The sequence below is a fragment of the Parabacteroides sp. HGS0025 genome (assembly GCF_000969845.1).
In the GTDB taxonomy this organism is placed as follows: Bacteria; Bacteroidota; Bacteroidia; order Bacteroidales; family Tannerellaceae; genus Parabacteroides; species Parabacteroides gordonii.
The window spans coordinates 1,952,583-1,979,111 of the sequence record NZ_KQ033902.1 but is presented as its reverse complement, the minus strand read 5'-3'; the positions used below and the strand labels follow the sequence as shown (position 1 = coordinate 1,979,111).

The following is a 26,529-nucleotide window of genomic DNA, read 5'->3' as shown; positions in this document are numbered from 1 at the left end:
TGTATGATACGCGGAAGTAAAACTGATAGTATATTAACAGCCCTGTTCATGGTATTGGCGGCAGCAGCGATCATCTGCTACTTCGCCGTCGACGACCGCCATGTATTCTTATATTGCGGCGGCGCAGCCATCTGCTTCAGACTGGTTCAATATCTACTGAGATTTATTAGATAATTTAGCAACAATTATGGAACTCAACGAAATAATTAAACCGGAGAATCTGGTCTACACAAAGCCGGAATTGATGAACGACAATCCCATGCACTACTGCCCCGGTTGCAGCCACGGTGTCATACATAAGCTGATCGCCGAAGTGATCGCCGATATGGGAATGGAAGAAAAAACAATCGGTATCTCACCGGTAGGATGTGCCGTATTCGCTTATAACTATCTGGATATCGACTGGATAGAAGCAGCTCACGGACGTGCTCCTGCCATCGCATCGGCTATCAAACGCCTGAATCCGGAAAAGATGATCTTCACCTATCAGGGTGACGGTGACCTGGCCGCTATCGGTACAGCCGAAACGATCCATGCAGCCAACCGTGGCGAAAACATCGTGATCGTATTCGTGAACAATGCTATCTATGGTATGACAGGCGGCCAGATGGCTCCTACTACACTGGAAGGCATGCCTACCGCCACTTGTCCGTACGGCCGTAATATCGCCCTGAACGGTTATCCGCTGAAGATCAGCGATCTGCTGGCTCAACTGGAAGGAACTTGCCTGGTTACCCGCCAGAGCGTACAGACTGCCGCTGCCGTTCGTAAGGCGAAGAAGATGCTTCGCAAAGCCTTCGAAAACTCTATGGCCGGTAAAGGTACTTCGGTTGTCGAATTCGTTTCCACCTGTTCATCCGGCTGGAAGATGACGCCCGAAAAGTCGAATACCTGGATGGAAGAAAACATGTTTCCCTTCTACCCGCTGGGCGACCTTAAGAATAAAGAATAAGTAATACAAGAACGACATGAAACAAGAAATTATTATAGCAGGCTTTGGCGGACAAGGCGTTCTGTCGATGGGTAAGATACTTGCTTATTCCGGACTGATGGAAGGTAAGGAAGTCAGCTGGATGCCTTCATACGGCCCTGAACAACGTGGTGGTACAGCCAACGTAACCGTTATCCTGAGCGACGACCCGATCAGCTCTCCGATCCTGAACGAATATGATATCGCCATCATTCTGAACCAACCTTCGATGGATAAGTTCGAAAGCAAGGTGAAACCGGGCGGTATCCTGATCTACGACGGATATGGAATACATACACCGGTTAAGCGTACCGACATTGGCGTTTACCGTGTGGATGCGATGGATGCTGCTACCGAAATGAAGAATGAGAAAGCATTCAACATGCTTATCCTGGGCGGTTTATTAAAAATTGTTCCGATGGTAAAACTTGAAAATGTACTGCTGGGGTTAAAGAAGTCTTTGCCCGAACGCCATCACAAGCTGATCCCGATGAACGAAGCTGCCATAAAGAAAGGTATGGAGATCATACAGAAAATGTAATCTTGCAAAAAGAATATAAAGAGGGGCGTTTCTTTCGCAGGAACGCCCTTTTGTTTTATCTTTGCAACCCATGAAGCATTGCTTATACATATTATTGTTGCTGATAGTATCTGCCACAACCGTTCTGGCTCAACGAGGAGCCGGCAAGGCAGATCAACGGGGAGGAAGAGGACAACGCGGTGGCTTCTCTCTGTCAAATCTTTCTTCATCACAGAAAGAAATACCGGACAGTTTACTGGTTGCAGACAGTACCACGCTGAATTCCAAGCGTCTCGTCGCTTACCGTCTTACGCCGCTCCTGGGTGAACCCTACGTTGCCCCACTGGATACCAACAAGCTGAACTTCGGTAATACGACGCTGGTCGAAAGTAAATCGTTAGCCATAGGATACCTGGCCAATCTGGGATCTCCTGCACAGACAAAGATCTTTTCCGAACGGAAAGAGGCCCGCGACTTCATCTTCGCCGATGCATACGATTACTACATCACGACACCGGAGAATGCCTATTTCTACAACACAAAAATCCCTTATACCAATATTATGTACACCACCGCCGGCGGTAGTACCAATAAGGAAGAACAGCTGAAAGGTACGATGACCATGAACTTCGGCAAGAAGATCAACGTGGGTGGCGACCTCGACTACATATACGGACGGGGACATTATAAAGATAACGGGGATAAACTGTTAAGCTACCGTCTCTTCGGTAGTTACCAGACCGACCGTTACGAAATGCATGCTTACCTGAGCAACTTCAACTTCGTGAATTATGAGAACGGCGGTATGGCGAACGACTCGACGATCAACCATCCGGACGAATATTTCCCGGAAGGACGTCCTTCCGATACCAAATCGTACGATGTCCGTTATCAGGCAAGCGCCTGGAACCGTGTGCGCGGCAAACGATATTTCCTTACTCAACGCTATAATCTCGGATTTACCCGCGAACTGGAAGAAGCCGACGAAGAAGGAAACGTGCAGGAAGTATTCGTACCCGTATCCAGTATCATTCATACAATCGATTACGAAGACAACCGCCGTCGTTTCATTTCCCATAGTTCACTGCTCGACTCCGCTTATGTAGTCAAGGACGGTAACCAAAGTTTCCCCCGCATCTACGGACTGGGAGCGACACTGAACGACCTGACCTCTTCATGGAATTTAAAAAACACGATCGGGCTTTCTCTCCGGGAAGGATTTCAGGACTGGGCAAAATTCGGACTGACTGCCTTCCTTACTTTAGAAAAGCGCCGGTTCAAACTGGAGCCCAAGATAGAAGGATTACGTTATGGAGAATATGGTAGAGGCCCCCATTTCACGGTCGATAATTTCGACCTTAGCAGTCTGCCGAAAGACAAGATATACGACGAGTTTTCCACCTATATCGGAGCGGAACTGTCTAAACGCATGGGAAGCATCCTGACCTATAATGCCCGTGGCGAGCTCTGCCTTATTGGTAGCGATGTCGGAGAATTCCGCGCTACCGGTAATCTGCAAACCCGTTTCAAGCTATTCAAGAAAGATGCAACGATCAGGGCGAACGCTTATATCAAAAACGTAACACCTGCCTTTTATATACGTCATAACCACTCCCGTTACTTCTGGTGGGACAATGACGATTTTAAAAAGATACAACAGATATATGCGGGTGGAGAGATCGACCTCGAATCGACCGGAACGAACTTGTCGGCCGGAGTGGAAAGCATTCAGAATTATATCTTCTTCAATAAAACGGGAATGCCCGAACAACACGGAAGTAATCTGCAGGTGGTAAGTGCCCGCCTTAAACAGAACTTCCGTTATCGCGCTTTCGGTTGGGAAAACGAGGTGTGCTGGCAGATGAGCAGCGATAACGAGGTGCTGCCTCTTCCTAAGTTCAGCGCTTACTCCAACATGTATCTGGCTGCCAAAGTAGCAAAAGTACTGACCGTACAGATCGGAGCCAACGTATATTACAATACAGCGTATTATGCTCCCTACTACGAACCGGCTACCCAGCAATTCCAGGTTCAGGACGAAGTGAAAGTAGGCAATTATCCCCTGATCAATGCCTACGTAAATTTCCACCTGAAACAGGCTCGCTTCTTCATTATGGCTTACAACTTGAGTAGTAAATTTGTTGAGCCGAACTATTTCTCGCTGTCACATTACCCGTTGAACCCGATGGTGCTGAAGATGGGTATTGCCGTTACATTCAATAATTAATACAGTATGAAATCGCGGAAGTTACTGGTGGTCTATATGATCTTGCTGGCAGTCGTCCTGGTTGCCATGTTTCAGTTGTTTCAGTTCAACAAAGAAAAACCGGTTCTTCCCAGAGACTATCCTGAAATAAAGAAAGAGGGCATCCTGCGCATCGTGACGGAATACAACCAGTCAGGATATTATGTGGCCGGAGATACGATCGAAGGTTTCCAGTACGAACTGAGCCAGGCTATTGCCAAACTGTCCGGGCTGGAAGTGCAGACCCATCTGGAAATGAGCCTTGCCGAAAGTTTCCGGGAGTTGTCCGACAATACATGCGATGTGATTGCACGCAACATTCCTATCACCAGCGATATAAAAGAGAACTATTTGTTTACCGAACCGATCGTTCTCAACAAACAGGTACTGGTACAACGCACGGAAGAAGCGAATAATGGTATCCAACCGATCCGTAACCAGTTGGATCTGGCACAAAAGACCTTATATATACCCAAAGACTCACCGGCCAGACTGCGTCTGCAAAACCTGGCACATGAGATAGGCGACACGATTTATGTCGAGGAAGATGAGCTTTATTCCAGCGAACAACTGGCTATTATGGTTGCCAAGGGAGATATCGACTACGCCGTATGCGACCTGCAGATAGCCAAGATATCCAAAGAGAATCTGCCCGAAATAGATATCGATACCGATATCAGTTTCACGCAACTTCAGTCATGGGCAGTCCGTAAAGACTCCCCTATCCTGCTGGACAGCCTGAACAGCTGGCTTTCACAAATAAAGGAAAGCGGCTTGTATAAGCAAATATACAAGCGCTATTATGGGAATAAGTAATTACTCAATCGTGTGAGGGCAGAATAAACGAGAAGGTGGAACCTTCGCCCAACTTAGACTCCACATGGATCGAACCGCCCATTTTTGTAACCAGTCCGTTACAGATGGCAAGACCGAGCCCGATACCTTCCACGTAGTCATTGATCTTTACGAAGCGGTTGAACAAGCTCTGCAATTTATCTTCCGCAATCCCCATGCCGGTATCTTTCACATAAAATTTCAGGCGGCCGTCTTCCAGCGCTTTATATCCCATCGTGATACTTCCCTCTTTCGTATTCTTGATCGCATTGTTGATCAGGTTATTGATAAGCTGCAACAAGCGGATCTGGTCTGTGCCGAACGTGCATTTGTCCAGCCCTTTTTCCAGTTTTAATACCACTCCTTGCGGCATACGGGGTTTTACGGAAGCATAAGTTATATCCATCATTTCATTCAGATCGACCGGGACGTAACTGATCTTTATAGCATCCGCTTCGATCTTCGACAGATCGAGAATATCGTTGATCAACTGCATAAGCAAGAGGTTGTTCGCCTTGATGATCTCATAATACGACATCCGTTCTTCATCTGTATCCGCAAACGCCATCATTTCTGAAAAACCGGTAATAGCATTCAGCGGGGTACGGATCTCGTGGCTCATGTCCGCCAGGTACTTCGATTTCATTTTATCGGCTACCTCCGCCTTCGCACGGGCTTCTTCCAGGGAGAGTGCCTGCCCTTTACGATCCTGTATGTTGATCGAACAACCCAGGATAACCGAAGGACGTCCCTTTTCGTCACGTTCATACACATATGCAGACGCTTCACGCCAGTGATAATCTGTATTTCCGTTATATTTTACCCGGACTTCGAACTTTACTTCCGACATTTTACCGGAACACATCTTACGCAAGAGATCCCAATAGTTCTCCTGATCTTCGGGATGCACATTACTTATATATTCCGGCCAGGATATCGCTTCCTGTATATCACGATGGCCTTCATTACCACTCAAGAGTATTTTTGTATCCGCGTATTCATCCGTACTGTCCGGATTAACGAAAATGGAGCAGGTATGTATATCGCTCGACTGCAAGGCCAGTTTTGTCAGGGTCTGCGTTCTTTTAAACGCATTTTCCATTGCGTTCTTTGCAGTTATATCACGCCAGAAAGCAAGCAAAAGGTTTTTCCCATTGCTTAAGGATATCGGGAATTTTGTGACTTCGATATCTTTGATTTCACCTGCCGGCGTCTGCACCTTTCCGTGAAACTCCACCGTCTTTCCGGTATCGATCACTTCGCGGTCGATCTCACAACGTATCTCGGCAGACAACAAAGTATCGTAATTCACATCCGAATCATCATGCCCTTCTATCAGGGAAGCATTAATTCCCGTAATATCTTCCATGAACTTATTCCAGTAAAGATAATTGAAATTATTACTTGCATCCTTTACAAATACCCCTAAAGGTAAATGATCCAGAATAGTATTCAATAGTTCGCGAATACTACCCTGTTCCTTTAAAGTTAACTCTGACGGAAGATCGTCAAGACCATCATTAATCCCCATATCACTTGCTCTTTTTATCAAAATCGGGCATAAAGATATTTATTTTTATTATACTTAACCAGAAAGCAGACGATAAATCAACGCCTGCAATAAAAAAAAGCGTATTTATAACAAGAGTACTACCTTCTGTTATAGAAATTGACAAATAATATTTACCTTTACGGTGAATTTAATGATAGAAGATGAGATTTGACGAATTGGATTTAGAGGAGGCTGTATTGGATGGCCTCGATGCTATGAATTTTCAGGAAACTACTCCTGTACAGGAATTAACGATTCCGGTTATTTTAGAAGGGAAAGATATCATTGCTTGTGCGCAGACCGGTACGGGGAAAACCGCTGCTTACGTATTGCCGTTGATTAACGAGTTAAGCAAAGGTAATCATCCTGACAATGCCATTAATGCGATCATTATGGCTCCTACCCGCGAATTAGCCCAACAGATCGACCAGCAGATCGAAGGATTTACCTATTTCGTGCCGGTATCGGCCGTTGCCGTATATGGCGGAACCGACGGTATTGCGTGGGAACAACAGAAACGAGGTATGGAAATGGGGGCCGACATCGTGATCGCCACCCCTGGACGTTTATTATCGCATATCAAACTGGGTTCGGTCGATCTTTCGAAAGTATCTTTCTTTGTTCTCGATGAAGCCGACCGTATGCTGGACATGGGATTTTACGACGACATTATGCAGGTGTACAAGCAACTGCCTGATTACTGTCAGACAATCATGTTCTCCGCTACCATGCCCCCCAAAATACGGACATTAGCAAAAACCATCCTCAAAGATCCCGAAGAAGTCAAAATCGCCATCTCCCGTCCCCCCGAGTCGATCATGCAGACTGCTTATATCTGCTACGACCCGCAAAAGATCAAGATACTGGAAGACCTGTTCCAGCAAAGCCGTCCGCAACGTGTCATTATATTCTCATCTTCCAAGATGAAGGTGAAGGAACTTGCCTCTACCCTGAAACGGATGAAGTTCAACGTAGCCGCCATGCATTCCGACCTGGAGCAGACGCAGCGCGAGGAAGTAATGAAGGAATTCAAAAACGGACGCATCGATATACTGGTAGCAACGGATGTCGTATCACGCGGCATCGACATCAACGACATCAAACTGGTTGTCAACTTCGACATACCTCACGACCCGGAAGATTATGTACACCGCATCGGCCGTACCGCCCGCGGAACCGGAGGCGAAGGATTGGCTATCACCTTTATCAGCCTGGAAGAACAAGCCCAGTTCAAACGGATTGAGACGTTCCTGGAAAAAGAGGTCTACAAAATACCGATCGATCCGAAATTCGGAGAAGCCCCCTTATACGAACCTGAAAAGTATGGAAATATGCGTCGTGGCCGCGGTCGTCCATCCAAATCCGGCAACGGAGGAGGCAGAAAGCCCAGCAATCGCCAAGGCGGTAACTCCGGAAAAGGACAGCAACATCGCGGCAGACCTAGAAAAGAAGCTTAACATAGAAAAGTTCATTATTACATATGCAAATAAAAAAGGAGATATACCATCGCGGTATATCTCCTTTTTTATATAATAGTTTGTTATCTATTATCCGTTCATAGAAGCCAGGAACTCCATATTGTCGTAAGTCTGTTCCATACGTTTCTTTACAAACTCCATTGCTTCGAGCGAGTTCATATCCGACAGATACTTGCGGAGGATCCACATACGGTTCAATGTACTTTCATCCTGCAACAGGTCGTCGCGACGAGTACTTGAAGCGGTGATATCCACAGCCGGGTAGATACGTTTGTTCGACAGTTTGCGGTCGAGCTGCAATTCCATGTTACCTGTACCCTTGAATTCTTCAAAGATAACATCATCCATCTTGGAGCCTGTTTCAGTCAACGCTGTAGCCAGAATCGTCAGGCTACCGCCGTTTTCGATGTTACGGGCAGCACCGAAGAAACGTTTCGGCTTCTGCAGGGCATTCGCATCCACACCACCGGAAAGAACCTTACCGGATGCAGGCTGAACGGTATTATAAGCACGTGCAAGACGTGTGATAGAGTCTAACAGGATTACTACATCGTGGCCACATTCCACCATACGTTTTGCCTTGTTCAGAACGATTTCGGCAATCTTTACGTGGCGTTCTGCCGGTTCGTCGAAAGTAGAAGCGATCACTTCGGCATCTACGCTGCGAGCCATGTCGGTTACTTCCTCCGGACGTTCGTCGATCAGCAGGACGATCATGTACACTTCCGGATGGTTGGCTGCGATTGCGTTAGCGATATCTTTCAGCAACATGGTCTTACCGGTCTTGGGCTGTGCCACGATCAGACCACGCTGTCCTTTACCGATCGGCGAGAACAAGTCTACAACGCGAACGGAAATATTATCGTTCACCTTCGGAGCCTTACGTGCGGTAAGCATGAATTTTTCGTCGGGGAAAAGCGGTGTCAGGTGATCGAAAGGAACGCGGTCGCGTACGTCTTCCGGCGAACGGCCGTTGATCTTGTCCACTTTTACCAGCGGGAAATATTTTTCACCTTCCTTCGGAGGACGGATAGCACCTTCCACCACGTCGCCTGTCTTCAAACCAAACAGTTTGATCTGCGACTGCGATACGTAGATATCATCCGGAGAAGTCAGGTAGTTATAATCAGAAGAACGCAGGAAACCATAACCATCCTGCATCATTTCCAATACGCCGGTTCCTGTCAGGATACCGTCAAATTCGTATTGTTTTTCCTGCGGTGCATTGTTATTATTGTTGCGCTGGTTGTTGTGGTTGTTCTGATTGTTCTGTCTGTTGTTAGGACGAGGAGTGTTTTGCTGCTGCGGTTGCGGAGCGGCTTCCTTTTCAGGCTGTGCTGCCTTTTCCTGTGGTTGCGGCTTGGCTGGTGAAGGAGAGAACGGGAAGAGCTGGTCGAGAACCGATTTTGTATCGGGATGTCTGAACACCACTCTTTTTGGTTCGTTTTCCGACGCCGGAGCCTCGTTTGCAGGAGCTTCAGGAGCCGGTACTGCCGGAACTTCAGGTGCTGCTTCCACTACAGGCAACTCTTCGGGAGCACCTTCCACAACAACCGGAGGTAACAATGGTTTTTCCACTGCCGGGACTTCCGCCGCAACAGTTTGGGTAGCTTTTGAAACTACCACCTCGTCCGTGTCGTTAGCAGGAGCAACCGCACCGGCTACTTTTTCCTTTTTCTCGATACGAACTCTTTTCTTACGATCAGGTTGTTCCTTCTTTTCTGCAGCAACTGCTACTTTCTTTTCCTCTACGGGTTTTGCCGCTTCCGGAGCCGGAGCTGCTGCAACGTCTTCTGTTTTCGCTGCTTTCACTTTGCTTTCAGCCTTAGGAGCTTTGGCTGCCGCCGTTTTAGGTGTTTTCTTCGCTTTCGTCTGCTTTTCAGCTTTCTTAGCCTCTTTTTCTTTCTCCTTTTCTGCCTGTTGACCTGCATAAGAGATAGCTTGCTCATCAAGAATACGGTAAACAAGTTCTTCTTTTTTCAAAGAACTTATTTTCTTAATTCCCAACTCTTCCGCTATACTCTGCAATTCAGGAAGGAGTTTTTCATTTAGTTCTAGAATGTTATATTTCTGCATATTGAGAAGTGAGTAATAAAAACGGTAGACGATAAAAGATTGTACAACACGTGCTTACCGCTATCATTGTATCTTAATAGTTTTTGATAATAAATAAATTTCAATGTAAATAACCGGATTGTTTAGCTAATTTGAATCATTAGTAACACATCTGCGGAGTAAATCTTTGCAAATGTAAGAACATTTTTAGTTATTCTATTATTTTTGTCGAAAAAAAATTCACAACCAGCACACTCTTAGTCTCTTTGTCGATACAAAAGCGATTATCGGAGCGCTCTCCCACAATCCAGAGAATGTTTTCGCCGCTACAGAGAAGCCATGTCTGCTCTTTATCTATACGGCTGAATTTATGATCTGAAAAATAATCGCTCAGTTTCTTACGGCCTTTCATTCCAAAAGGAATAAACCAGTCTCCTTCTTTCCATTTACGAAGTGTCAGGGGAAAAGAGAGTTTGTCGTAATCAAAATAAGCGATATGCTTATCCTTTCGGATATTGAAGTCACTATTAATAACAATCTTCTGGAAAGAAAGTTCAATAGGGCCACGCCAGATATCCTCCAGAACATCGTCGGCGGTAAAGGTATATTCCTGTATTTCTTCCTTACCGACCGGAGAAAGCAACAGGTATTCGCGGTCTTTCAGCAACAGGTAATCGGACGAATAAAACATCTTGCCGGGTTCTTTTGCCAGCGAACGGAATATATCATCGGCCACCTGCCGGGTAAAGCCATATGGTTTCAGCAACTCGTACAGAATAGTTGCAGGCGAAGGATAGTCCGTCAGCCGGGCTATCGGAATACGGTCTCCCTCCTCCACCAATTGTCTGCGGGCTTCTTCCACGACATACAGATAGATAGCTTCTGTTTCGGCCAGATGATCGGCCGTACGTGCGATAGAGGCCTTTACGGATGGATTCAGCTCTTCCAGTAAAGGAAGCACGCGGAGACGGATAAAATTACGCGTATAGGCATCCGACAAGTTCGTGCTGTCAGTTACATACGACAAATGCTGCTCTTCCAGCCAGGCCAGTATCTCGCTGCGGCTGACTGTCAGCAAAGGGCGCACCACATAACCGTTCTTCGGACGGATACCTCCCAGCCCACGGATACCTGTACCACGAATCAGGTTCAATAAGACAGTCTCCACGCTGTCATCGCGATGATGGGCAACTGCGATAGCTTGTGCACCCAGACGTTGCCGCATCTCCTCAAACCAGTTATAACGTAGTTCGCGGGCAGCCATCTCGATGGAAAGGCTGTGTTCGGCGGCATAAGCCGTTGTATCAAAATCTATCTTATGGAAAGGGACGCCCAGGTTACGGGCTGTTTCCCCGGCAAATACTTCATCGCGGACAGACTCGTCGCCACGCAGATGAAAATTACAATGCAACGCAATACAGGTATAATCGAGCTGCACGAGCAAACTCAGCAAAGCGACCGAGTCGGCTCCTCCGCTGAATCCGACCAGAACGGGAGCGTCACCGGCCAGCAACTGCTGTTTCTCTATGTATGCACGAACGATATTCCTCATTTGCCATATAAAATTATGGCTTTAGCCAAACATATTTCAGCTAAAGCCATAAGCTTTTTATTTACTGTGTCAGTATTTATTCTTCTACACCAGCCAGTTCCGGGTCGATCATGATACGTCCGCAATATTCGCAAACGATCACTTTCTTACGCAACTTGATATCCATCTGTTTCTGGGGCGGGATCTTGTTGAAGCAACCACCGCAGGCATCACGCTGGATATAAACCACAGCCAAACCATTACGTGCACCCTTACGGATACGTTTGAATGCTGTAAGCAAACGCGGTTCGATCGTAGTTTCCAGTTTCTTAGCCTTTTCGCGCAGTCTTTCTTCTTCCTGCTTCGTTTCAGAGATGATCTCTTCCAGCTCGCTTTTCTTCTGAACCAGGTCAGCCTTACGGCCGTCCAGTCTTTCAGTCAACTGAGCGATCTCTTCTTTCTTATGACTTATTGATTCACCGAATTCGCGGATTTTCTTTTCAGAAAACTCGATTTCAAGTCCCTGGAATTCGATTTCTTTTGACAAGTTATCAAATTCGCGGTTGTTGCGCACGTTATCCAGTTGCGATTTATATCTCTCGATCAGACCGGTAGACTCAGTGATTCTGTGTTTCTGTTCAACAACAGCATTCTCATAATCCTGGATCTCCGTCTGATAGTTCTGAAGACGGGTTTCCAATCCTGCGATCTCATCTTCCAAGTCCTGAACTTCCAGGGGAAGCTCTCCACGAAGCGTTTTGATCTTATCAATTTCAGTCATCATCGTCTGAAGTTGATACAGCGTAGAAAGCTTTTCTTCAACTGTATACTCTTTTTCAGCTGATTGTTTATCTGTAGCCATTCTATAAATATTTTACCGGGTTTGAATTAACATTCGAAAAATGTACGGCAAAGGTAGGGAATTTTTTCGATATTATGTTATAAAAGATGTCTTTTGTACATACTTCAGACTCATAATGGCCTATTACAGCCAGCAATATGCGGTCTTCGACATCGTAAAAGTCATTGTATTTAGCTTCTCCGGTGATGAATACATCTGCCCCGTAGGCGATTGCGTCCTTTACCAGAAAAGCACCGCTGCCACCACATAGTGCCACCTCTCGTATCGGCTTACCTGTAAAGGCTGAATGCTTTACGCAACCTACCTGGAACAGGTCTTTTATCCGTTGCAGGAAATTCAGTTCGTCCTCTTCCTCCGGCAACTCTCCCACTACACCGGAACCTACCTGATCCCAGGTGTTATTCAACGGGTAGAAATCGAAAACCGGTTCTTCATACGGATGAACGGAAAGCAAGGCACGGGTAATGGTCGACTTGCGGAAAGCAGGCAATATCGTTTCGATACGTATCTCACGCTCTACATGCAACTCTCCCACTTCGCCACAAAACGGATTCGTACCTTCACCGGCACGGAATGTTCCTTTGCCTGCCAGATTGAAACTGCACGAGTCATAAGCTCCGACCGTTCCGGCACCGGCATTGAACAAAGTCGTCCGCACCAGTTCCGCATACGCTTCGGGCACGAAAGTAACCAGTTTCAGCAAGGCACCTTTTTGCGGGCTCAGCACACGTACGTTTTCCAGTCCGATCAGTTCGGCCAGGCGGAAGTTTACACCTCCGGCAGCATTATCGAGGTTGGTATGGGCGGCATAAATCACCAGATCGTATTTGCATGCCTTCATCATACACCGCTCGATATAACTGGAGCCTGTCAATGATTTAAAGGCTTTAAAGGCTAAAGGATGATGAGAAATGATCAGATTGCAACCCAACTCTATTGCCTCGTCGACCACCTCTTCGGCAACATCGAGACAAAGCAGCACACCAGTGGTAGACTGGTTGACGTCACCCACCTGTACACCTGTATTGTCCCAGCTTTCCTGCAAGGGTAGCGGAGCGTATTGCTCTATTTCTTTCAAAACATCCTTTATCCGTAGCATATAGATATCTTTTTATTCTTTTACGTCTACCTTCAGGCACAACTCATCCAGCTGCACGTCGTCGATAACAGACGGAGCATCGAGCATGACATCGCGGCCTGAATTGTTTTTCGGGAATGCGATACAGTCGCGGATAGAGTCGAGTCCGGCAAACAGAGACACCCAACGATCCAGACCATAAGCCAAACCACCGTGAGGAGGCGCCCCGTATTTGAATGCGTTCATCAGGAAGCCGAACTGAGACTGGGCTCTTTCTTCGGTGAATCCCAGCAAACGGAACATCTTATCCTGCAATTTGCTGTCGTGGATACGGATAGAACCTCCACCCACTTCAACACCATTGATAACCATATCGTAAGCATTGGCACGTACGGCACCGGTATCACTATCCAGCAACGGAATATCTTCCGGCTTCGGTGAAGTGAACGGATGGTGCATAGCATAGAAACGCTGATCTTCTTCGCTCCACTCAAACAGCGGGAAGTCGATCACCCACAGGCATACGAATTTATTCTTATCACGCAGGCCCAACTGACCGGCTACTTCAAGACGCAATTCGCAAAGCTGTTTGCGTGTTTTCATCGCATTGTCGCCAGAAAGGATCAGGATCAGGTCGCCCGGTTTTGCACCGAAAGCTTCCTTCATCTGCTGCAATGTTTCCTGTGTATAGAATTTGTCTACGCTTGACTTCACGCTGCCATCGGCTTCCACGCGGGCATATACCATACCCTTCGCTCCTACCTGCGGGCGTTTAACGAATTCAGTCAGCGCATCCAGTTGTTTACGTGTATAGGTTGCTGCTCCTTCCACACAGATACCGCCTACATAAGCTGCATCATCGAATACGGAGAAACCATGACCTTTCATGATATCCATCAGTTCGACAAACTTCATGTCGAAACGCAGGTCAGGTTTGTCGCTACCATAATATTTCATAGCATCGTGCCAGGTCATACGCTGGAACGGCTCTTTGATCTCGATACCGCGAATTACCTTGAACAGGTGTTTTGCCATACCTTCGAAGATATTCAGCACATCTTCCTGTTCAACGAAACTCATCTCACAGTCGATCTGTGTAAATTCCGGCTGACGGTCGGCACGCAGGTCTTCGTCGCGGAAACATTTCACAATCTGGAAATAACGGTCGAAGCCGGAAACCATCAGCAACTGTTTCAAAGTCTGAGGCGACTGCGGCAATGCATAGAACTGTCCCGGGTTCATGCGGGAAGGAACAACGAAGTCGCGCGCACCTTCCGGTGTCGAGTTAACAAGAACCGGTGTTTCTACTTCCAGGAAACCTTGCTTATCGAGATAGTTGCGCACTTCGAATGCCATACGGTGACGCAGTTCAAGATTGGCACGAACAGTATTACGACGCAAGTCCAGGTAACGGTATTTCATACGCAGGTCGTCGCCTCCGTCGGTTTCATCTTCGATAGTGAAAGGAGGAGTTACGGCTGCATTCAGGATATTCAGCTCCGAAACGATCAGTTCGATCTCCCCTGTCGGGATATTGTTGTTCTTGCTCGAACGTTCTCTTACTGTTCCTGTAACCTGAATCACATACTCACGTCCCAGTTTGTTTGCCTTTTCACAAAGTGCGGCGTCTACTTCCTGGTTGAAAACCAGCTGAGTTATACCATAACGATCGCGGAGGTCGACAAATGTCATACCACCCATCTTACGAGTCTTCTGCACCCATCCGGCCAATGTAACCACCAGACCTTCGTCTGCCAGGCGCAAGTTTCCACAAGTTCTTGTTCTATACATCTTTTTAAAGATTTATTCTGTTTTAATGTGCAAAGATAATCATATTTCTATATCCAGCATGACTGAAGAGTATGTTAGTCGTCATTTCTGCAAATTTCGTAACCTCCTATCTTAAATTCCCCCATCAGGAGAAGGAACTCATAGAAATCGTCTACTTCCGGTCGGGAGTGGCAGAGATAATTGTCTAATGTTTCTAATTTGTAGGGAATCAACACCACCCGCTTTTGAAACAGCACAATAGGTAAATCCGGCATCCTCTGGAGGATAAATACTGGTTGTATATATTATTGGTGTCATAACCAGCAAAGAAAATTGATGCTTAAAGTTCAGCGTAAGAGTCACTTTCTCTATGTCGGTGGCATTAGCAACACTGGCTGCTATCATCAAGTCGCTGGCGGCATAATTTGCTGCATCACTTTGGTCGGCGGCCGGTTGAAGATGCTCATTATTAACCAACGAAGAAACAATCTCATTTGTTGCTTGTAAGGGATCTATTGTAATCCTCTCTTTATATGGAGGATAGGCAATATAAGTTACCCCCTCGTAATAATAAATTTTAGAATCTATTGGCAGACTCCAACGGGTTGTACCATCTTCTGCTACGGTATATGTTAGTCTCATGTTATCGATGTTGTCTACTATTGCACCATTCTTTATTGCAAAAAGACCGATAGCATTCCCATCACTAAATGTCGTCTTATATCCTTCAGTCATCGTACGTGTCAGAGGCACATCGGTTTGTTCAGGATTACTAAAATCACTTTTTGTAGCACAGATAGTTTGAACTACAGGATGTGCCGCATTAGTACCGACACCGCTTCACCGTCCGAAAAATCCATAAAGGATTTCAGCGCATATCGGTATGTATGGGCTATCGGTCGTTTCCTGTCCCTTTCCAGTTTTGAAATGACCGTTTTCATGTAAATTGTTAAATCCATTTTTCCTGTTTTTTTTATGTTTTTACTCTCCAAATGTCAGGATTTCAGATCTTTTACTAACACACAAATCCGGTTTTTGGTTACTTGGGGACAGCACAAAGATATTTTTGGAACGTTTCCAGGAGGAAAAGGAAAAATCATCCAGATGATTTTTTTAGCTATCCAAAATTGAAGAGAAAAAGGATAAAGAACATCGGGAGTTAAGAGGCAAAATACCTGTTTTCCTCTCTGGAGAAGTCCATTTTATAGATGTTAAGAAGATAGCAAAATTCTTATTTCTTTTCCTAATTACTGACAAGGATAAGAAAATCATTCAAATGATCTATCTAATCTATATACAAAATGATAAAATAGCTCAATGCTATGATCCATTTTGTCATACCTTAACTCCGCGAGAACAGCATATACCCTGAAGAATATAGAATTTATCACATCCAGTTCATAGAAAAGGTTGCTATATTGACATTTTGATTTTCGCGGAGGCATAGACACTGCAAGCCGGCGGATAATACCAGCCAGATATGATTCGTACACCCGCGTAAAAGCGTCAGCAACCTTCTTCAAGAATAGTCGCTTGGCAAAAAACTCAGGATATTTCATATAAAATATAATTTATTTTATCAATTAGGTATAATCCCAACTAATTACTTATATTTGTTGAAACTTATAGACTTTAAAGCATGACAACATTTGAAGAACTTATAGATATCATCGTAAAATTCAGAGATGAGAGAGATTGGGAGCAGTTTCACAATGCCAAAGATCTAGCATTAGCATTATCTATCGAGGCTGCAGAATTAAATCAACTATTCCTTTGGAAATCCCCAGAAGAAGCGAATGTAGAGAAAATAAAAGAGGAATTAGCGGATATCCTAAATTATGCACTATTAATTGCCAACAAATATGGTTTTGATGTTTCTCAAATTATACTTGATAAAATAAAAAAAAACGCGGAAAAGTATCCTGTTGACAAAGCTAAAGGATCCTCGAAAAAGTATAACGAACTATAAATTAAGGTAACTACATACCACTTTACAGCAACAAAGTTAGCAATTTATTTGGTATATGAAAAATATAATGTGTATATTTATATCCACTTTAAAAACACACACGTATGTTACAGAATATCAAAAGTATTATATGCTTATTCAACATGTTCCCGGACGAACAGGCTTGTATAGACTACCTAGAACATATAAGATGGGGAAACCTTGTCATTTCTCCCTTTGACCAATATTCAAAAGTCTATAAGTGCAAGAACAACAGATATTATTGCACCCGGACTAACAAGTATTTCAATGTAAAAACCAAAACCTTTTTGGAGAACACGAAAGTTTCCCTTCAAAAATGGTTCTTTGCTATCTGGCTGGTTACTTCTTACAAGAAAGGTATTTCCTCTTTGCAGTTGGGACGTGAGATCGGAGTAACCCAAAAAACGGCATGGATTATGCTGAACAAAATAAGAGAAGCATTTTCATTGAATACCGATTGCGAACCAGTAGATGGAGAAGTAGAAATTGACGAAACTTTTGTTGGAGGGAAAAATAAGAATCGACACAAAGATAAGAAGGTGAAAAACTGTCAGGGAAGAAGTTACAAAGATAAAATTCCTGTTTTCGGCATTCTCCAACGTAAAGGAAAGGTACGGACTATTGTCGTTCCTGACACCAAAGTAAAAACGCTTAACCCTATAATAAAAGGCTGTATAAAACCGGGTTCGACCCTATATACCGACGAATGGAATTATGGAGACATAAATTGTTTGTATAATCACAAAAATGTTAACCATAGTGCTCATTTCTACGCTAGCGGTGATTTACATACGAACAGCATAGAAGGATTTTGGAGTATAGCCAAACGTTCGGTCAATGGAACCTATCACTACATATCCAAGAAACACATGCAAGGATACTTCGACGAATTTTCATTTAGATATAACACACGGAATATTTCGTCATTTGAAAGATTCAATTTATTTTTGTCCTATATTTAAGCCTATGGAAAATAAAAAGAAACAGACAAAGAGAAACAAGGTTCAGGAATTCGGGTACAAAAAACCGTATTCTAAGTATGAAGGTGTAGAGACACAGCTTGACCCGTTTTTGAGAGCGTTGGTCAGGAGAAAGCCAGATACGAAAAAGAAATGAGTTTTATCTATCTCTCATTTATATTCTCGCCGGTTTCAAAATCACCGGCGAGATTTGCGTCAATTATTGCTGAACAAATATCTATCAAAATTGTAACTTCATAACCGTTAACCTTTAATTGTGAACCGACCGCATTTTTAAGCCTAAAGTTTATAAGATTATACAATCTATCAAAAATGCTATTTTCTCCGGCGTGAAATAACTCTTTAGATCATATAAGGATAAACGTCTATTCTCCTTTTTTTTAGTTCTTCTGATGAAACTCTATTAAGTGTAAATGTTCCATTTTTTATTACGTCTGGAATATCATAAGTATCCTTATAATCTTTTTTCTTGTTATGCTTTATTTTTTTCATGACTCAATATATTTAGTAGTTTACTCATGCAAATATAGCCATTATTTGATATTTCCATACATTTTATTTGGTAGATGATAAACATTTACTATCTTTGTACCGGAGATCGAGATCAATCGAATAGATTGATTTAGGTTAAAATCGGCTCATGCCTTCTGAATCACCACCTCGGATAAAAAGAGCCATTGAACAATACAACAGGGTGACTGCACCGTACAGGCGTAGGCTTCTTCCCTTGTTGTATTGGGTTTGTGGTGAACCTAGAAGGCGAAGGGCGGCAGTCTACGTTTCTTATCCTAGATTTGTAGTTGTTGCTATCTAATAATTTAGTAACACTATAAATAAAATGGATATGGAAAACAAGATGAGCGAAAAAGCCTTAATGTATAGAGAGAAAAGGCAAGCTAAAAAATTCAGGGAAAATATACTATTCTTGATAATTGTGCTAGCTATTATAGGTATTCCTATTGGAATAATATATACGGCATTTTCTAATAGTTCAGAAGATAATAAAAAATCAAGATATGACGGTGAGTATTGGCGTTCGGTAAACAGAGAGCAACAATTCAAAGATGCCGGACTGGACGAATTTGCTAAAATAGAAAGAAGGGAAAGAAGGAAAAGACTCAAAAATAAATAACAAAGTATGAAAGAAAAATTGAAATTGTTTTTGAGTTTTTTATTAGGAGTATTACTTGTTCTTATTTTATTGTTTTCTACTGGCAAAGTTGAGATAACAGAAGATTTTGTTGCCAAAATAAAAATAATTGGTATAGGTTTTGGTAATCACAAACTAGAGGGTTCAGTTGTATCAGATATAAACAGGCTGAAAAAGGAATTGGAATTTCTAAATTTGGATGCTCAAGAAAACGTCATAACATCAAGGAAAAAACTAATAGAGGTAAACGAGTTGTTAGAAAAATCTAAGAAAGCAAAAAAAGAAGCTGAAGAGAAGTTGGAGGAATATAAAGAAGCAACTTTAAGATGGTGTGAAAAGCATTCAGAATTAATAGAAAAAGAAAAGAAAATGAATAAAAAATGAATAACACTAATGAATCATAGGGTGATTCGTGGAGTTCGAGAGTGAAAGGGGGCGGGTAATATTCGCCCCCTTGATATTAGAGTACAAACTTTTAAAACATACAGGATTATGAGATTTACAGAAGAACAAAAATCAAAAATTTCAGCAAATTTGAAAATATCATTATGCCCTAACTGCCATTATGATGGTAAGCAATTATTTGAAGATGGAGAATATCAACTAACATCTTTTAATACAAGCCCAACATCTGATTCTATGGTTAGAGTTCATTTACCAATAGCAGCTATTGTTTGCCCTATATGTGCTCACGTAACATTATTCTCTTTGTTGGATTTAAAGAATAAAAGTTAAGGCATTTTTATACTTTCCCTAAATGTTACATTGTTAGATTTAGGTTCACGTGGACTACCGAATCTTTCAGCAAACTTGTTGACAACACTGTCAGCGAAAATATCCGCTAACTCTTTAACCGCTTCCTTGTCTTTTAGCAATTCGGCTAAGAGGCAAGGATTTGTTTTTTCTAAACTCTGTTCTTTTCTCTTCTCTTCCATCTTCTTTAATTATTAAAGGGTTTATAATACTGTAAAGTGGTATGTAGTTACCTAAATTAAAATCCATGATGGCTAAAAGAGTAATATATCAAGAACCTCAATCCATATTTTTCAAAGATGTAATGACTAATACATTTGTAGATAAAATGATAAAAACTGCAATGTACTACAACATAAACCCCAGTGATTCAGAAGTAAGATCTTGGGGTAATAATGCCCCTAAGATAAAAGATCTACTTGAATTAAGTGGAATTACAGATTCTTATATAACATTCGAGCATTTAGTTCCATACAATATGAAACGCATTGATTGTATTTTGTATGGTAGAAACTTATTAGGTCAAGGAAATGTCGTTCACATCGAACTAAAACAGTGGAGTAATAAAGGAGTCCAAGCTGCAATATCTGAAGGGAATTTTAACATTGATGAAATATCAGATGTAACATATAAAGTACAAGCATATACAGGTAGAGGTAATCGATTAGTAGCCCATCCATCTCAACAAGTAAGAGGTTATAATGATTATCTAACGGGATTCATTGAGGTATTAAGCAATAAAGAACTTCTTATTGAAGGCATTGCATATTGCTATAATTATCGTAAAAACGTAAAGCCAAATGCATTATATGATGCAAGGTATGATGAACTTCAAAAAACATACAAAACATATGCTGGAGACGAAGTTCAAGAATTAGCAAAACGCTTACAGAGCGCTTTAGGAAGGGGGGATGGTTTGACTATTTTCAATAAAATGATAAATAGCCCCATACGCCCATCTAAAAAATTACTCGAATCTGCAGCAAGTCTGATTCATGAAGGTAATTCATCGGAATTTGCTTTAATCGAAGAACAAATCATTGCTCGCAATGTTATACTTGACAAAATACGTAAAATAGGCAAGAAAAAAAGTGTAATTATCGTAAAAGGAGGTCCAGGCACAGGTAAAACAGTCATTGCCTTGCACATACTTTCCATATTGGCGAAACACAAGAAAAAGTATAACATCCATTATGCAACAAAGTCAAAACCATTATTGGAAGGCATTAAATATCGATTACCTCGCGGTAGTAAAGCTAAATATTTATTCTCAAACATTACTCAGTTTCTTCCTGCAAATTTTGAAAGAGACAGTTTGGATGTATTGCTGGTAGACGAAGCTCACCGTATCTCAAATAATGCAAACAATCAATATACACCATCCAACAAACGAACAAACCTCTCACAAATACAAACAATTGTAAGAGCATCTAAAATATCCGTATTCTTCATCGATGACAAACAAGCTATTAGAAGTGTTGAAATTGGATCATCAGAACTAATCCGAGATTGTGCAAAAGAATATGAGGCTGATATTGTTGAAATTGAATTAAAATCTCAATTTAGATGCAATGGTTCTGATAACTATTTAGACTGGCTTGAACAAGTTATTTATAATGAGCCTATAAAATCATCTTTTAAAAAAGAAGAATTTGATTTTAGAGTTTTTGATGATCCACAAACATTGTATGAAGAAATAAAGAAAAAAGATAATGTTGAAAATCAAACAGCCCGTCTCACTGCAGGCTTTTGTTGGCCTTGGTCTAGTGATTTAGATGAAAATGGTAATTTAGTAAAAGATGTAACAATTGATAAATTTGCAATGCCTTGGGAAACAAAAGATACTATTACTAGTATTCCTGAAGGTTATGTTAAGTGGTATGAATGGGCATATAAACCTGAAGGAATAAAGCAAGTTGGATGTATATATACAGCACAAGGGTTTGAATTTGATTATATAGGGGTTATCATTGGTCCAGATTTGCGATATGATACAGAAAAACAATGTTTAGTTACTGATATAAATAAAATAAAAGATCCTGTATTAAAGAGAAATTCCACAAATTTCGATAACTATGTTCGCAATATTTATCGAGTTTTAATGTCACGTGGGATGAAAGGATGCTATGTATATTGTTGTGACAACAATTTAAAAGAATACATCAAATCAAAATTACAACAATAACTCTATAATTATAAAAATAAGGCTCCGTTTCGGAGCTTTATTTTTATATGTACAGTTTGTGTTACACGAAGCAATGATCACAGTTTTAAAAAAAGCTAATAAGCCTTTAACTAGCAGTGAAATCGCTGATAAAATTAATGATCAAAATTTATATAAAAGAAATACCCTGCCTTATCAACGCTTATTAAAGAGAAATAAGACGTTTTAGCATAAAAAAAACGAGCCAATACAATAATGTACCGACTCGTTATCTCTTTAATTAGCTGAAAACAACTTTTTGTTTTGTGTCGGGGTACCAGGATTCGAACCTGGGACCCCCTGCTCCCAAAGCAGGTGCGCTAACCGGACTGCGCTACACCCCGTTTTACAACCGCTTTATTGTCGATTGCGGTGCAAAGGTAAGCATTTATTTTTAACCACCAAATATTTCGTGTTTTTTTTTAATTGATTACTTTCGCATCTGTTTTATTACCTCAACTAAAGGGAAAGGAGGAAAAGCAAAGGAAAGAAGTAGATCATTAAACATGAACATATTGCAGGCCAATATGTTATAATATAAACATATCAACATTGAAAATAGTATGATAATTGCCTATACACGAACATATTCAAACAAGCAACAAAGTGACAATCAAAAAAATGCGATTGAACAATTTGCAGTAAATAATAACATAACCATAGACAAATGGCATAATGATTCTCGAACTACTTCTTCACGCCATAAAAACAGGCTTGAAGAAATAATTAAGAATATGAATGCCGGCGACACACTGATTGTGGCAGATGTTACCCGTCTAAGCCGGAAATTAATGGAAATTATGCATTTGATCTTGTTATGTATTGAGAAGAAAGTGACACTTTACTGTCTTAAGGAAGGGTACACTTTCGAAGATAACGTCGACAGCAAGACGTTGGCATTTACTTTCGGACTCGTTTCAGAGATTGAAAGTAAACTAATCTCGACCCGTACAAGAGAATCTCTTGAGATCAGTAGAAATAAAGGGACAGCTCTCGGACGACCCAAAGGAACTCCTAAAATGGATCACCTGCTTGCTCAGAAAGAACAGATAGAAAAAGAGCTAAACGAAGAAAAAGCGACTTATGCTGAACTGGCTGAATATTACCAGGTGTCATTAAGTAGTTTTAAAAATTTCGTCAGAAACAATATCAGCCCTAGCCTTCCGGGAAGAAAAAGAACCGGAAAGAGAAAGAAAAAGATGGATTGAACAGTCAATAAATAAAAAGGGGAATTGAAAATAATCGACAGGCTAATACATTTTCAATTCCCCTTTTTTATTTCGTATTTATACGATCACTTTTCAATCCTTATCCGTGCATCGACAGCAAACAATCCCCGGTCAGTTGCCAACAGCGGATTAATATCCATCTCTTTTATCTCAGAAGCAAAGCGAAGGATAGTAGAAAGACGAACGATAATATCTGCATATTGCTGCTCATCAATACCTTTTTGTCCACGTGTTCCCTTTATGATTGGATATCCGCGCAAAGAATGGATCATTGAATATGTTTCATCATATGATAAAGGAGCCAACCCGTATGATACATCTTTCAGTACTTCGACGAAAATACCTCCTAATCCGCAAAGTATAACATGGCCGAAACCTTCCTCATACTTCGCACCGAGGAACAACTCCTGCCCTTTCAGCATAGGCTGAACCATAATGGCCGTTACATCCGGTAAGCGCATCATACGCTCGAATTCGAACAATAAATGTTCTTCACTCCGGATATTCAAGGCAACGCCACCGATATCACTTTTGTGTACAGGACCAACCACCTTAGCTACAACCGGGAATTTTACCTTCTTGGCAAATGCTATCAGCTCGTCTTTATCCGTCGATGTAAACTCTTCCACTAACGGAATATTTGCAGCTCCCAATAAAGTTCGAACCTGTTCGGGTGCCAGATAACCGTTTGAAGGTAACTGATCGATAATCCGGCGTACTTCCGGTACGTTGACACCATATAACTGAATATCGGTACTCATCGGCTTCGGCGTATTGATCACGCGCGAAAGAGCTGTTCCCAATGTCACCTCATCGGAGAAGTTGACGTGACCTTTCTTTACAAAACTGCGCACTTCAGGACCTGCCGTTACAATAGATGGTAAAACAGGGAAGATAGGTTTCTTACATTCCTCCATCTTTTTATGAAGTACCTCGTATGTCTCATAGAGTTTGACCAGGCCGGGACTACCGAAAATAACCATCATCAAATCGATCTCCTCAAAATGATTTTCACAATAATCGATCGCGGTAGCCAAATGTTCAGGCGTACCGGTTCCGATTATATCGATCGGATTACCGACAGCGGCTCCAGGATACAATTTGGATTTCAATTCAGCAGCAATCGGCCCTTCCAGATTCGGCACATTCAGACGCCCTTTCGAAAGAGCATCGGCCAACATGACCGCCGGGCCTCCGGCATGGGTTATAATAGCACAATTCTTTCCTTTCACCTCTTTCAATGTAAAGATACTGGCAACCGTAGTCAATTCTTCACGACTGAAACAACGTACGATACCTGCTTTACGGAACAAAGCTTCAACGGCTGAATCCGAGCTGGCTATTGCACCGGTATGTGACGAAGCGGCACGTTTACCCGACTCCGTACTACCAGCTTTAATGGCAGCAATATGACAGCCTTTACGGATCAATGAGGATGCATGATAAAGCAATTTATCCGGATTCTTGATTTGTTCTATATAAAGCATTTTAATCTTTGAGTCGAGCACAGGATCAAAGTGACGATCCATATACTCAAGCACCTCCTCCACTCCAATCTGCTTGGAGTTACCGACCGACCAGACAGATGAGAAACGCAACCCTTTTGTCAATGCAGACTCGATAATGAAAAGTGCCGTACCTCCGGAGCTGGAAATAAAATCCACTCCATCCGGATGAAATTCAGGTATAGGTTGCGTAAATACGCCGTGAAATTTCGTATTCATCAGCCCGATACAGTTCGGGCCGATCATGGAAGCGCCGGCTTCGTTCACTGTTGCCAGCATCTGGTCTTCCAAAAGGGCTCCCTCATGGGTTTCTTCGCCAAAACCGGCAGAAACAACGATAAAAGCTTTTACATTCTTCTGATTAGCCAGCACATCGATAGCTTCAGGACAGGAAGGACCGGGAATCGACACGATAGCCATCTCTGTGTCCGGTATATCATGTACAGAATGATAAGATTTCAAGCCTTGTACATCGTCTTCCCTAGCGTTGACAACATACAGTTCTCCTTTATATTTACCATCCAGAAGATTTCGTACCAACCGTCCACCCGGCTTGTGTACATTATTTGAGCCACCTACTACAACGATGCTCTTAGGGTCGATTAATTCTCGGTTAATCATAACATTTTGATTAATTTGGTTCAATGAATTGGAACAAATATAGCTTTTTTATCTATTCATCCACCGAAATCCGGGTAATTTATTTACATTTTGTACACTCTGAGACCAACCAATCGCACCAGGCATCCATTCCGGTTCCTTTCGTAGCCGACACTTCAAAGACCTTTAAATGGTGATTTACCTTCAAAGCATTATTCTTCAACGCCTCTACATTTGTATCCAGATAGGGTGCAAGATCAATCTTATTGATCACGCAAATATCAGCTTCAGCAAAAATATGCGGATACTTCAAAGGCTTATCATCCCCTTCCGTGGTACTCACGATTACGACTTTCTTTGCCTCTCCCAGATCGAACATAGCGGGACAAACCAAGTTGCCAACATTCTCGACAAACAATATCGAGCCATTTTCCGGAGAAAGATGCTTAACGGCATGGTTCACCATATCAGCTTCCAGATGGCAGCCTGTTCCGGTATTCACCTGAAACACAGGTATATCGAGGACTGCGATACGGTCGGCATCATTGGATGTTTGCTGGTCGCCTTCAATAACATATATCTTTGGGGAGGGCTGTTCGCGAACAGCCCCTACGAGATGGCGGACAGTTTCTTCCAGAAGCGTTGTCTTTCCCGAGCCGGGTGAACTCATCAGGTTCAGGCAAAAGATCTCTTTTGCTTCAAAATAACCGCGATTGCGTTCAGCCAGCAAGTTATTGCGCTGAAGAATATCCTGTTCGAGTGTTATTACTTTGCCTTCATCGTGATAATGATGGTGATGTTCATGGCCATGATCATGGTCGTGTTCGTGATGATGATGCTCTCCGCATCCGCAAGTTCCACACATAAGCGTTTTGTATTTATTATTTAATAACAATCGATTTTACACGAAGTTCTTTTCCTTTAATGATTTTAACACAATAAGAACCGCACTCCGGACAAGAAGCGAATAATGCTTCCATCGGGAATGTATGTCCGCAGTCGGTGCACTGTCCTTCACCCTCAATAATATGGCGTACAATAGTTGCCTGTTCGAGCATAGACCCTTTCACTGCGCTTTCCAGGGCGAAAGCCAGGGTTTGTAGCTCCACACCGGCAAGGCGTCCGATCTCCAGCTCCAACTCTTCGACCGCTAACGAACCACGGTTGCGCGCCTGCTCTTCAGCAAGATCCACAATACTTTGTGCAATAGACATTTCGTGCATA

Annotated in this window: 27 protein-coding genes and 1 tRNA gene; 14 read left to right on the top strand and 14 right to left on the bottom strand. The window is 42.6% G+C overall.

Annotation, left to right across the window (positions count from 1 at the left end; all coding sequences use genetic code 11):
- The first annotated feature begins 3 nt into the window (after positions 1 to 3).
- The 5 genes from HMPREF1212_RS27120 (at position 4) to HMPREF1212_RS07600 (ending at position 4,551) form a co-directional block, all read left to right on the top strand.
- Positions 4 to 174, top strand: coding sequence for a hypothetical protein (locus HMPREF1212_RS27120; RefSeq protein WP_167331495.1), 171 nt, complete (start codon positions 4 to 6; stop codon positions 172 to 174).
- A 13-nt stretch (positions 175 to 187) separates the two neighbouring features.
- On the top strand, positions 188 to 952 hold the full coding sequence (locus HMPREF1212_RS07615) for a thiamine pyrophosphate-dependent enzyme (RefSeq protein WP_046148957.1): 765 nt from the start codon (positions 188 to 190) through the stop codon (positions 950 to 952).
- A gap of 16 nt (positions 953 to 968) precedes the next feature.
- Positions 969 to 1,511: a 2-oxoacid:acceptor oxidoreductase family protein gene (locus HMPREF1212_RS07610; protein ID WP_028727282.1), complete on the top strand. Its 543-nt coding sequence runs from the start codon at positions 969 to 971 to the stop codon at positions 1,509 to 1,511.
- A 70-nt stretch (positions 1,512 to 1,581) separates the two neighbouring features.
- Positions 1,582 to 3,717: a putative porin gene (locus tag HMPREF1212_RS07605; protein ID WP_046148956.1), complete on the top strand. Its 2,136-nt coding sequence runs from the start codon at positions 1,582 to 1,584 to the stop codon at positions 3,715 to 3,717.
- A gap of 6 nt (positions 3,718 to 3,723) precedes the next feature.
- Positions 3,724 to 4,551 carry a transporter substrate-binding domain-containing protein gene (locus HMPREF1212_RS07600; RefSeq protein WP_028727280.1) on the top strand — a complete coding sequence of 276 codons (828 nt, stop codon included), beginning with the start codon at positions 3,724 to 3,726 and terminating at the stop codon, positions 4,549 to 4,551.
- Positions 4,552 to 4,555: 4 nt separating this feature from the next.
- On the opposite strand, the gene HMPREF1212_RS07595 is transcribed toward HMPREF1212_RS07600, so the two are convergent.
- Complete coding sequence (locus tag HMPREF1212_RS07595; protein WP_046148955.1) at positions 4,556 to 6,100, bottom strand: PAS domain-containing sensor histidine kinase; 1,545 nt, start codon at positions 6,098 to 6,100, stop codon at positions 4,556 to 4,558.
- Positions 6,101 to 6,282: 182 nt separating this feature from the next.
- Between HMPREF1212_RS07595 and HMPREF1212_RS07590 the strand changes: the two genes are divergently transcribed.
- Positions 6,283 to 7,578 carry a DEAD/DEAH box helicase gene (locus HMPREF1212_RS07590; protein ID WP_046148954.1) on the top strand — a complete coding sequence of 432 codons (1,296 nt, stop codon included), beginning with the start codon at positions 6,283 to 6,285 and terminating at the stop codon, positions 7,576 to 7,578.
- 90 nt (positions 7,579 to 7,668) lie between these two features.
- On the opposite strand, the gene rho is transcribed toward HMPREF1212_RS07590, so the two are convergent.
- The 7 genes from rho to HMPREF1212_RS26945 form a co-directional block, all read right to left on the bottom strand.
- Positions 7,669 to 9,675: a transcription termination factor Rho gene (gene rho, locus HMPREF1212_RS07585; RefSeq protein WP_046148953.1), complete on the bottom strand. Its 2,007-nt coding sequence runs from the start codon at positions 9,673 to 9,675 to the stop codon at positions 7,669 to 7,671.
- 190 nt (positions 9,676 to 9,865) lie between these two features.
- Positions 9,866 to 11,206: a tRNA lysidine(34) synthetase TilS gene (gene tilS, locus HMPREF1212_RS07580; RefSeq protein ID WP_046148952.1), complete on the bottom strand. Its 1,341-nt coding sequence runs from the start codon at positions 11,204 to 11,206 to the stop codon at positions 9,866 to 9,868.
- Between the two features lie 76 nt (positions 11,207 to 11,282).
- Complete coding sequence (locus tag HMPREF1212_RS07575) at positions 11,283 to 12,047, bottom strand: zinc ribbon domain-containing protein (RefSeq protein ID WP_028727270.1); 765 nt, start codon at positions 12,045 to 12,047, stop codon at positions 11,283 to 11,285.
- A 1-nt stretch (position 12,048) separates the two neighbouring features.
- Positions 12,049 to 13,146, bottom strand: coding sequence for a Nif3-like dinuclear metal center hexameric protein (locus HMPREF1212_RS07570; protein ID WP_046148951.1), 1,098 nt, complete (start codon positions 13,144 to 13,146; stop codon positions 12,049 to 12,051).
- Between the two features lie 12 nt (positions 13,147 to 13,158).
- A complete protein-coding gene (gene aspS, locus HMPREF1212_RS07565) occupies positions 13,159 to 14,916 on the bottom strand; it encodes an aspartate--tRNA ligase (protein ID WP_046148950.1) in 1,758 nt (585 codons plus the stop codon).
- Positions 14,917 to 15,054: 138 nt separating this feature from the next.
- Positions 15,055 to 15,630, bottom strand: coding sequence for a fimbrillin family protein (locus HMPREF1212_RS07560; protein ID WP_052724936.1), 576 nt, complete (start codon positions 15,628 to 15,630; stop codon positions 15,055 to 15,057).
- Between the two features lie 71 nt (positions 15,631 to 15,701).
- Positions 15,702 to 15,854, bottom strand: a complete 153-nt coding sequence (locus tag HMPREF1212_RS26945) for a hypothetical protein (protein ID WP_157316964.1) — start codon at positions 15,852 to 15,854, stop codon at positions 15,702 to 15,704.
- A gap of 680 nt (positions 15,855 to 16,534) precedes the next feature.
- On the opposite strand from HMPREF1212_RS26945, the gene HMPREF1212_RS07550 reads away from it, so the two are divergent.
- Both HMPREF1212_RS07550 and HMPREF1212_RS07545 read left to right on the top strand, forming a co-directional pair.
- Positions 16,535 to 16,864, top strand: a complete 330-nt coding sequence (locus tag HMPREF1212_RS07550) for a nucleotide pyrophosphohydrolase (protein ID WP_046148948.1) — start codon at positions 16,535 to 16,537, stop codon at positions 16,862 to 16,864.
- 104 nt (positions 16,865 to 16,968) lie between these two features.
- On the top strand, positions 16,969 to 17,847 hold the full coding sequence (locus HMPREF1212_RS07545; protein WP_046148947.1) for an IS1595 family transposase: 879 nt from the start codon (positions 16,969 to 16,971) through the stop codon (positions 17,845 to 17,847).
- Between the two features lie 360 nt (positions 17,848 to 18,207).
- Here the strand turns inward: HMPREF1212_RS07545 and HMPREF1212_RS26935 are convergent, their stop codons facing one another.
- The gene (locus HMPREF1212_RS26935) at positions 18,208 to 18,357 is read right to left on the bottom strand and encodes a hypothetical protein (RefSeq protein WP_157316962.1); all 150 of its coding nucleotides are present in this window, start codon (positions 18,355 to 18,357) and stop codon (positions 18,208 to 18,210) included.
- 352 nt (positions 18,358 to 18,709) lie between these two features.
- Here HMPREF1212_RS26935 and HMPREF1212_RS07540 point away from each other — a divergent pair, with 352 nt between their 5' ends.
- The 3 genes from HMPREF1212_RS07540 to HMPREF1212_RS26930 all read left to right on the top strand — a co-directional run bounded on the left by HMPREF1212_RS07540 (position 18,710) and on the right by HMPREF1212_RS26930 (position 19,750).
- On the top strand, positions 18,710 to 18,997 hold the full coding sequence (locus HMPREF1212_RS07540) for a hypothetical protein (RefSeq protein WP_157316960.1): 288 nt from the start codon (positions 18,710 to 18,712) through the stop codon (positions 18,995 to 18,997).
- Between the two features lie 6 nt (positions 18,998 to 19,003).
- A complete protein-coding gene (locus HMPREF1212_RS07535) occupies positions 19,004 to 19,399 on the top strand; it encodes a hypothetical protein (protein WP_046148945.1) in 396 nt (131 codons plus the stop codon).
- Positions 19,400 to 19,507: 108 nt separating this feature from the next.
- On the top strand, positions 19,508 to 19,750 hold the full coding sequence (locus HMPREF1212_RS26930; RefSeq protein ID WP_157316958.1) for a hypothetical protein: 243 nt from the start codon (positions 19,508 to 19,510) through the stop codon (positions 19,748 to 19,750).
- Here the strand turns inward: HMPREF1212_RS26930 and HMPREF1212_RS07530 are convergent.
- Positions 19,747 to 19,950, bottom strand: coding sequence for a hypothetical protein (locus tag HMPREF1212_RS07530; RefSeq protein ID WP_046148944.1), 204 nt, complete (start codon positions 19,948 to 19,950; stop codon positions 19,747 to 19,749). The two genes, HMPREF1212_RS26930 and HMPREF1212_RS07530, sit on opposite strands and share 4 nt — an antisense overlap.
- A gap of 65 nt (positions 19,951 to 20,015) precedes the next feature.
- On the opposite strand from HMPREF1212_RS07530, the gene HMPREF1212_RS07525 reads away from it, so the two are divergent.
- Both HMPREF1212_RS07525 and HMPREF1212_RS27540 read left to right on the top strand, forming a co-directional pair.
- Positions 20,016 to 21,953 (top strand): DUF2075 domain-containing protein, encoded by a 1,938-nt coding sequence (locus HMPREF1212_RS07525; RefSeq protein ID WP_046148943.1) that lies wholly within the window; start codon positions 20,016 to 20,018, stop codon positions 21,951 to 21,953.
- A gap of 58 nt (positions 21,954 to 22,011) precedes the next feature.
- Positions 22,012 to 22,161, top strand: a complete 150-nt coding sequence (locus HMPREF1212_RS27540) for an HTH domain-containing protein (protein WP_147337537.1) — start codon at positions 22,012 to 22,014, stop codon at positions 22,159 to 22,161.
- Between the two features lie 79 nt (positions 22,162 to 22,240).
- On the opposite strand, the gene HMPREF1212_RS07520 is transcribed toward HMPREF1212_RS27540, so the two are convergent.
- Positions 22,241 to 22,315: transfer RNA gene (locus HMPREF1212_RS07520), tRNA-Pro, on the bottom strand.
- Positions 22,316 to 22,534: 219 nt separating this feature from the next.
- Here HMPREF1212_RS07520 and HMPREF1212_RS07515 point away from each other — a divergent pair.
- A complete protein-coding gene (locus tag HMPREF1212_RS07515) occupies positions 22,535 to 23,179 on the top strand; it encodes a recombinase family protein (protein WP_028728445.1) in 645 nt (214 codons plus the stop codon).
- A gap of 86 nt (positions 23,180 to 23,265) precedes the next feature.
- Here the strand turns inward: HMPREF1212_RS07515 and HMPREF1212_RS07510 are convergent, their stop codons facing one another.
- The 3 genes from HMPREF1212_RS07510 to hypA form a co-directional block, all read right to left on the bottom strand.
- The gene (locus HMPREF1212_RS07510) at positions 23,266 to 25,326 is read right to left on the bottom strand and encodes an acetate--CoA ligase family protein (protein ID WP_028728444.1); all 2,061 of its coding nucleotides are present in this window, start codon (positions 25,324 to 25,326) and stop codon (positions 23,266 to 23,268) included.
- A gap of 79 nt (positions 25,327 to 25,405) precedes the next feature.
- Positions 25,406 to 26,170 carry a hydrogenase nickel incorporation protein HypB gene (gene hypB / locus HMPREF1212_RS07505; protein ID WP_046148942.1) on the bottom strand — a complete coding sequence of 255 codons (765 nt, stop codon included), beginning with the start codon at positions 26,168 to 26,170 and terminating at the stop codon, positions 25,406 to 25,408.
- A 16-nt stretch (positions 26,171 to 26,186) separates the two neighbouring features.
- On the bottom strand, positions 26,187 to 26,528 hold the full coding sequence (hypA, locus tag HMPREF1212_RS07500) for a hydrogenase maturation nickel metallochaperone HypA (RefSeq protein WP_028728442.1): 342 nt from the start codon (positions 26,526 to 26,528) through the stop codon (positions 26,187 to 26,189).
- Position 26,529 lies beyond the last annotated feature (1 nt).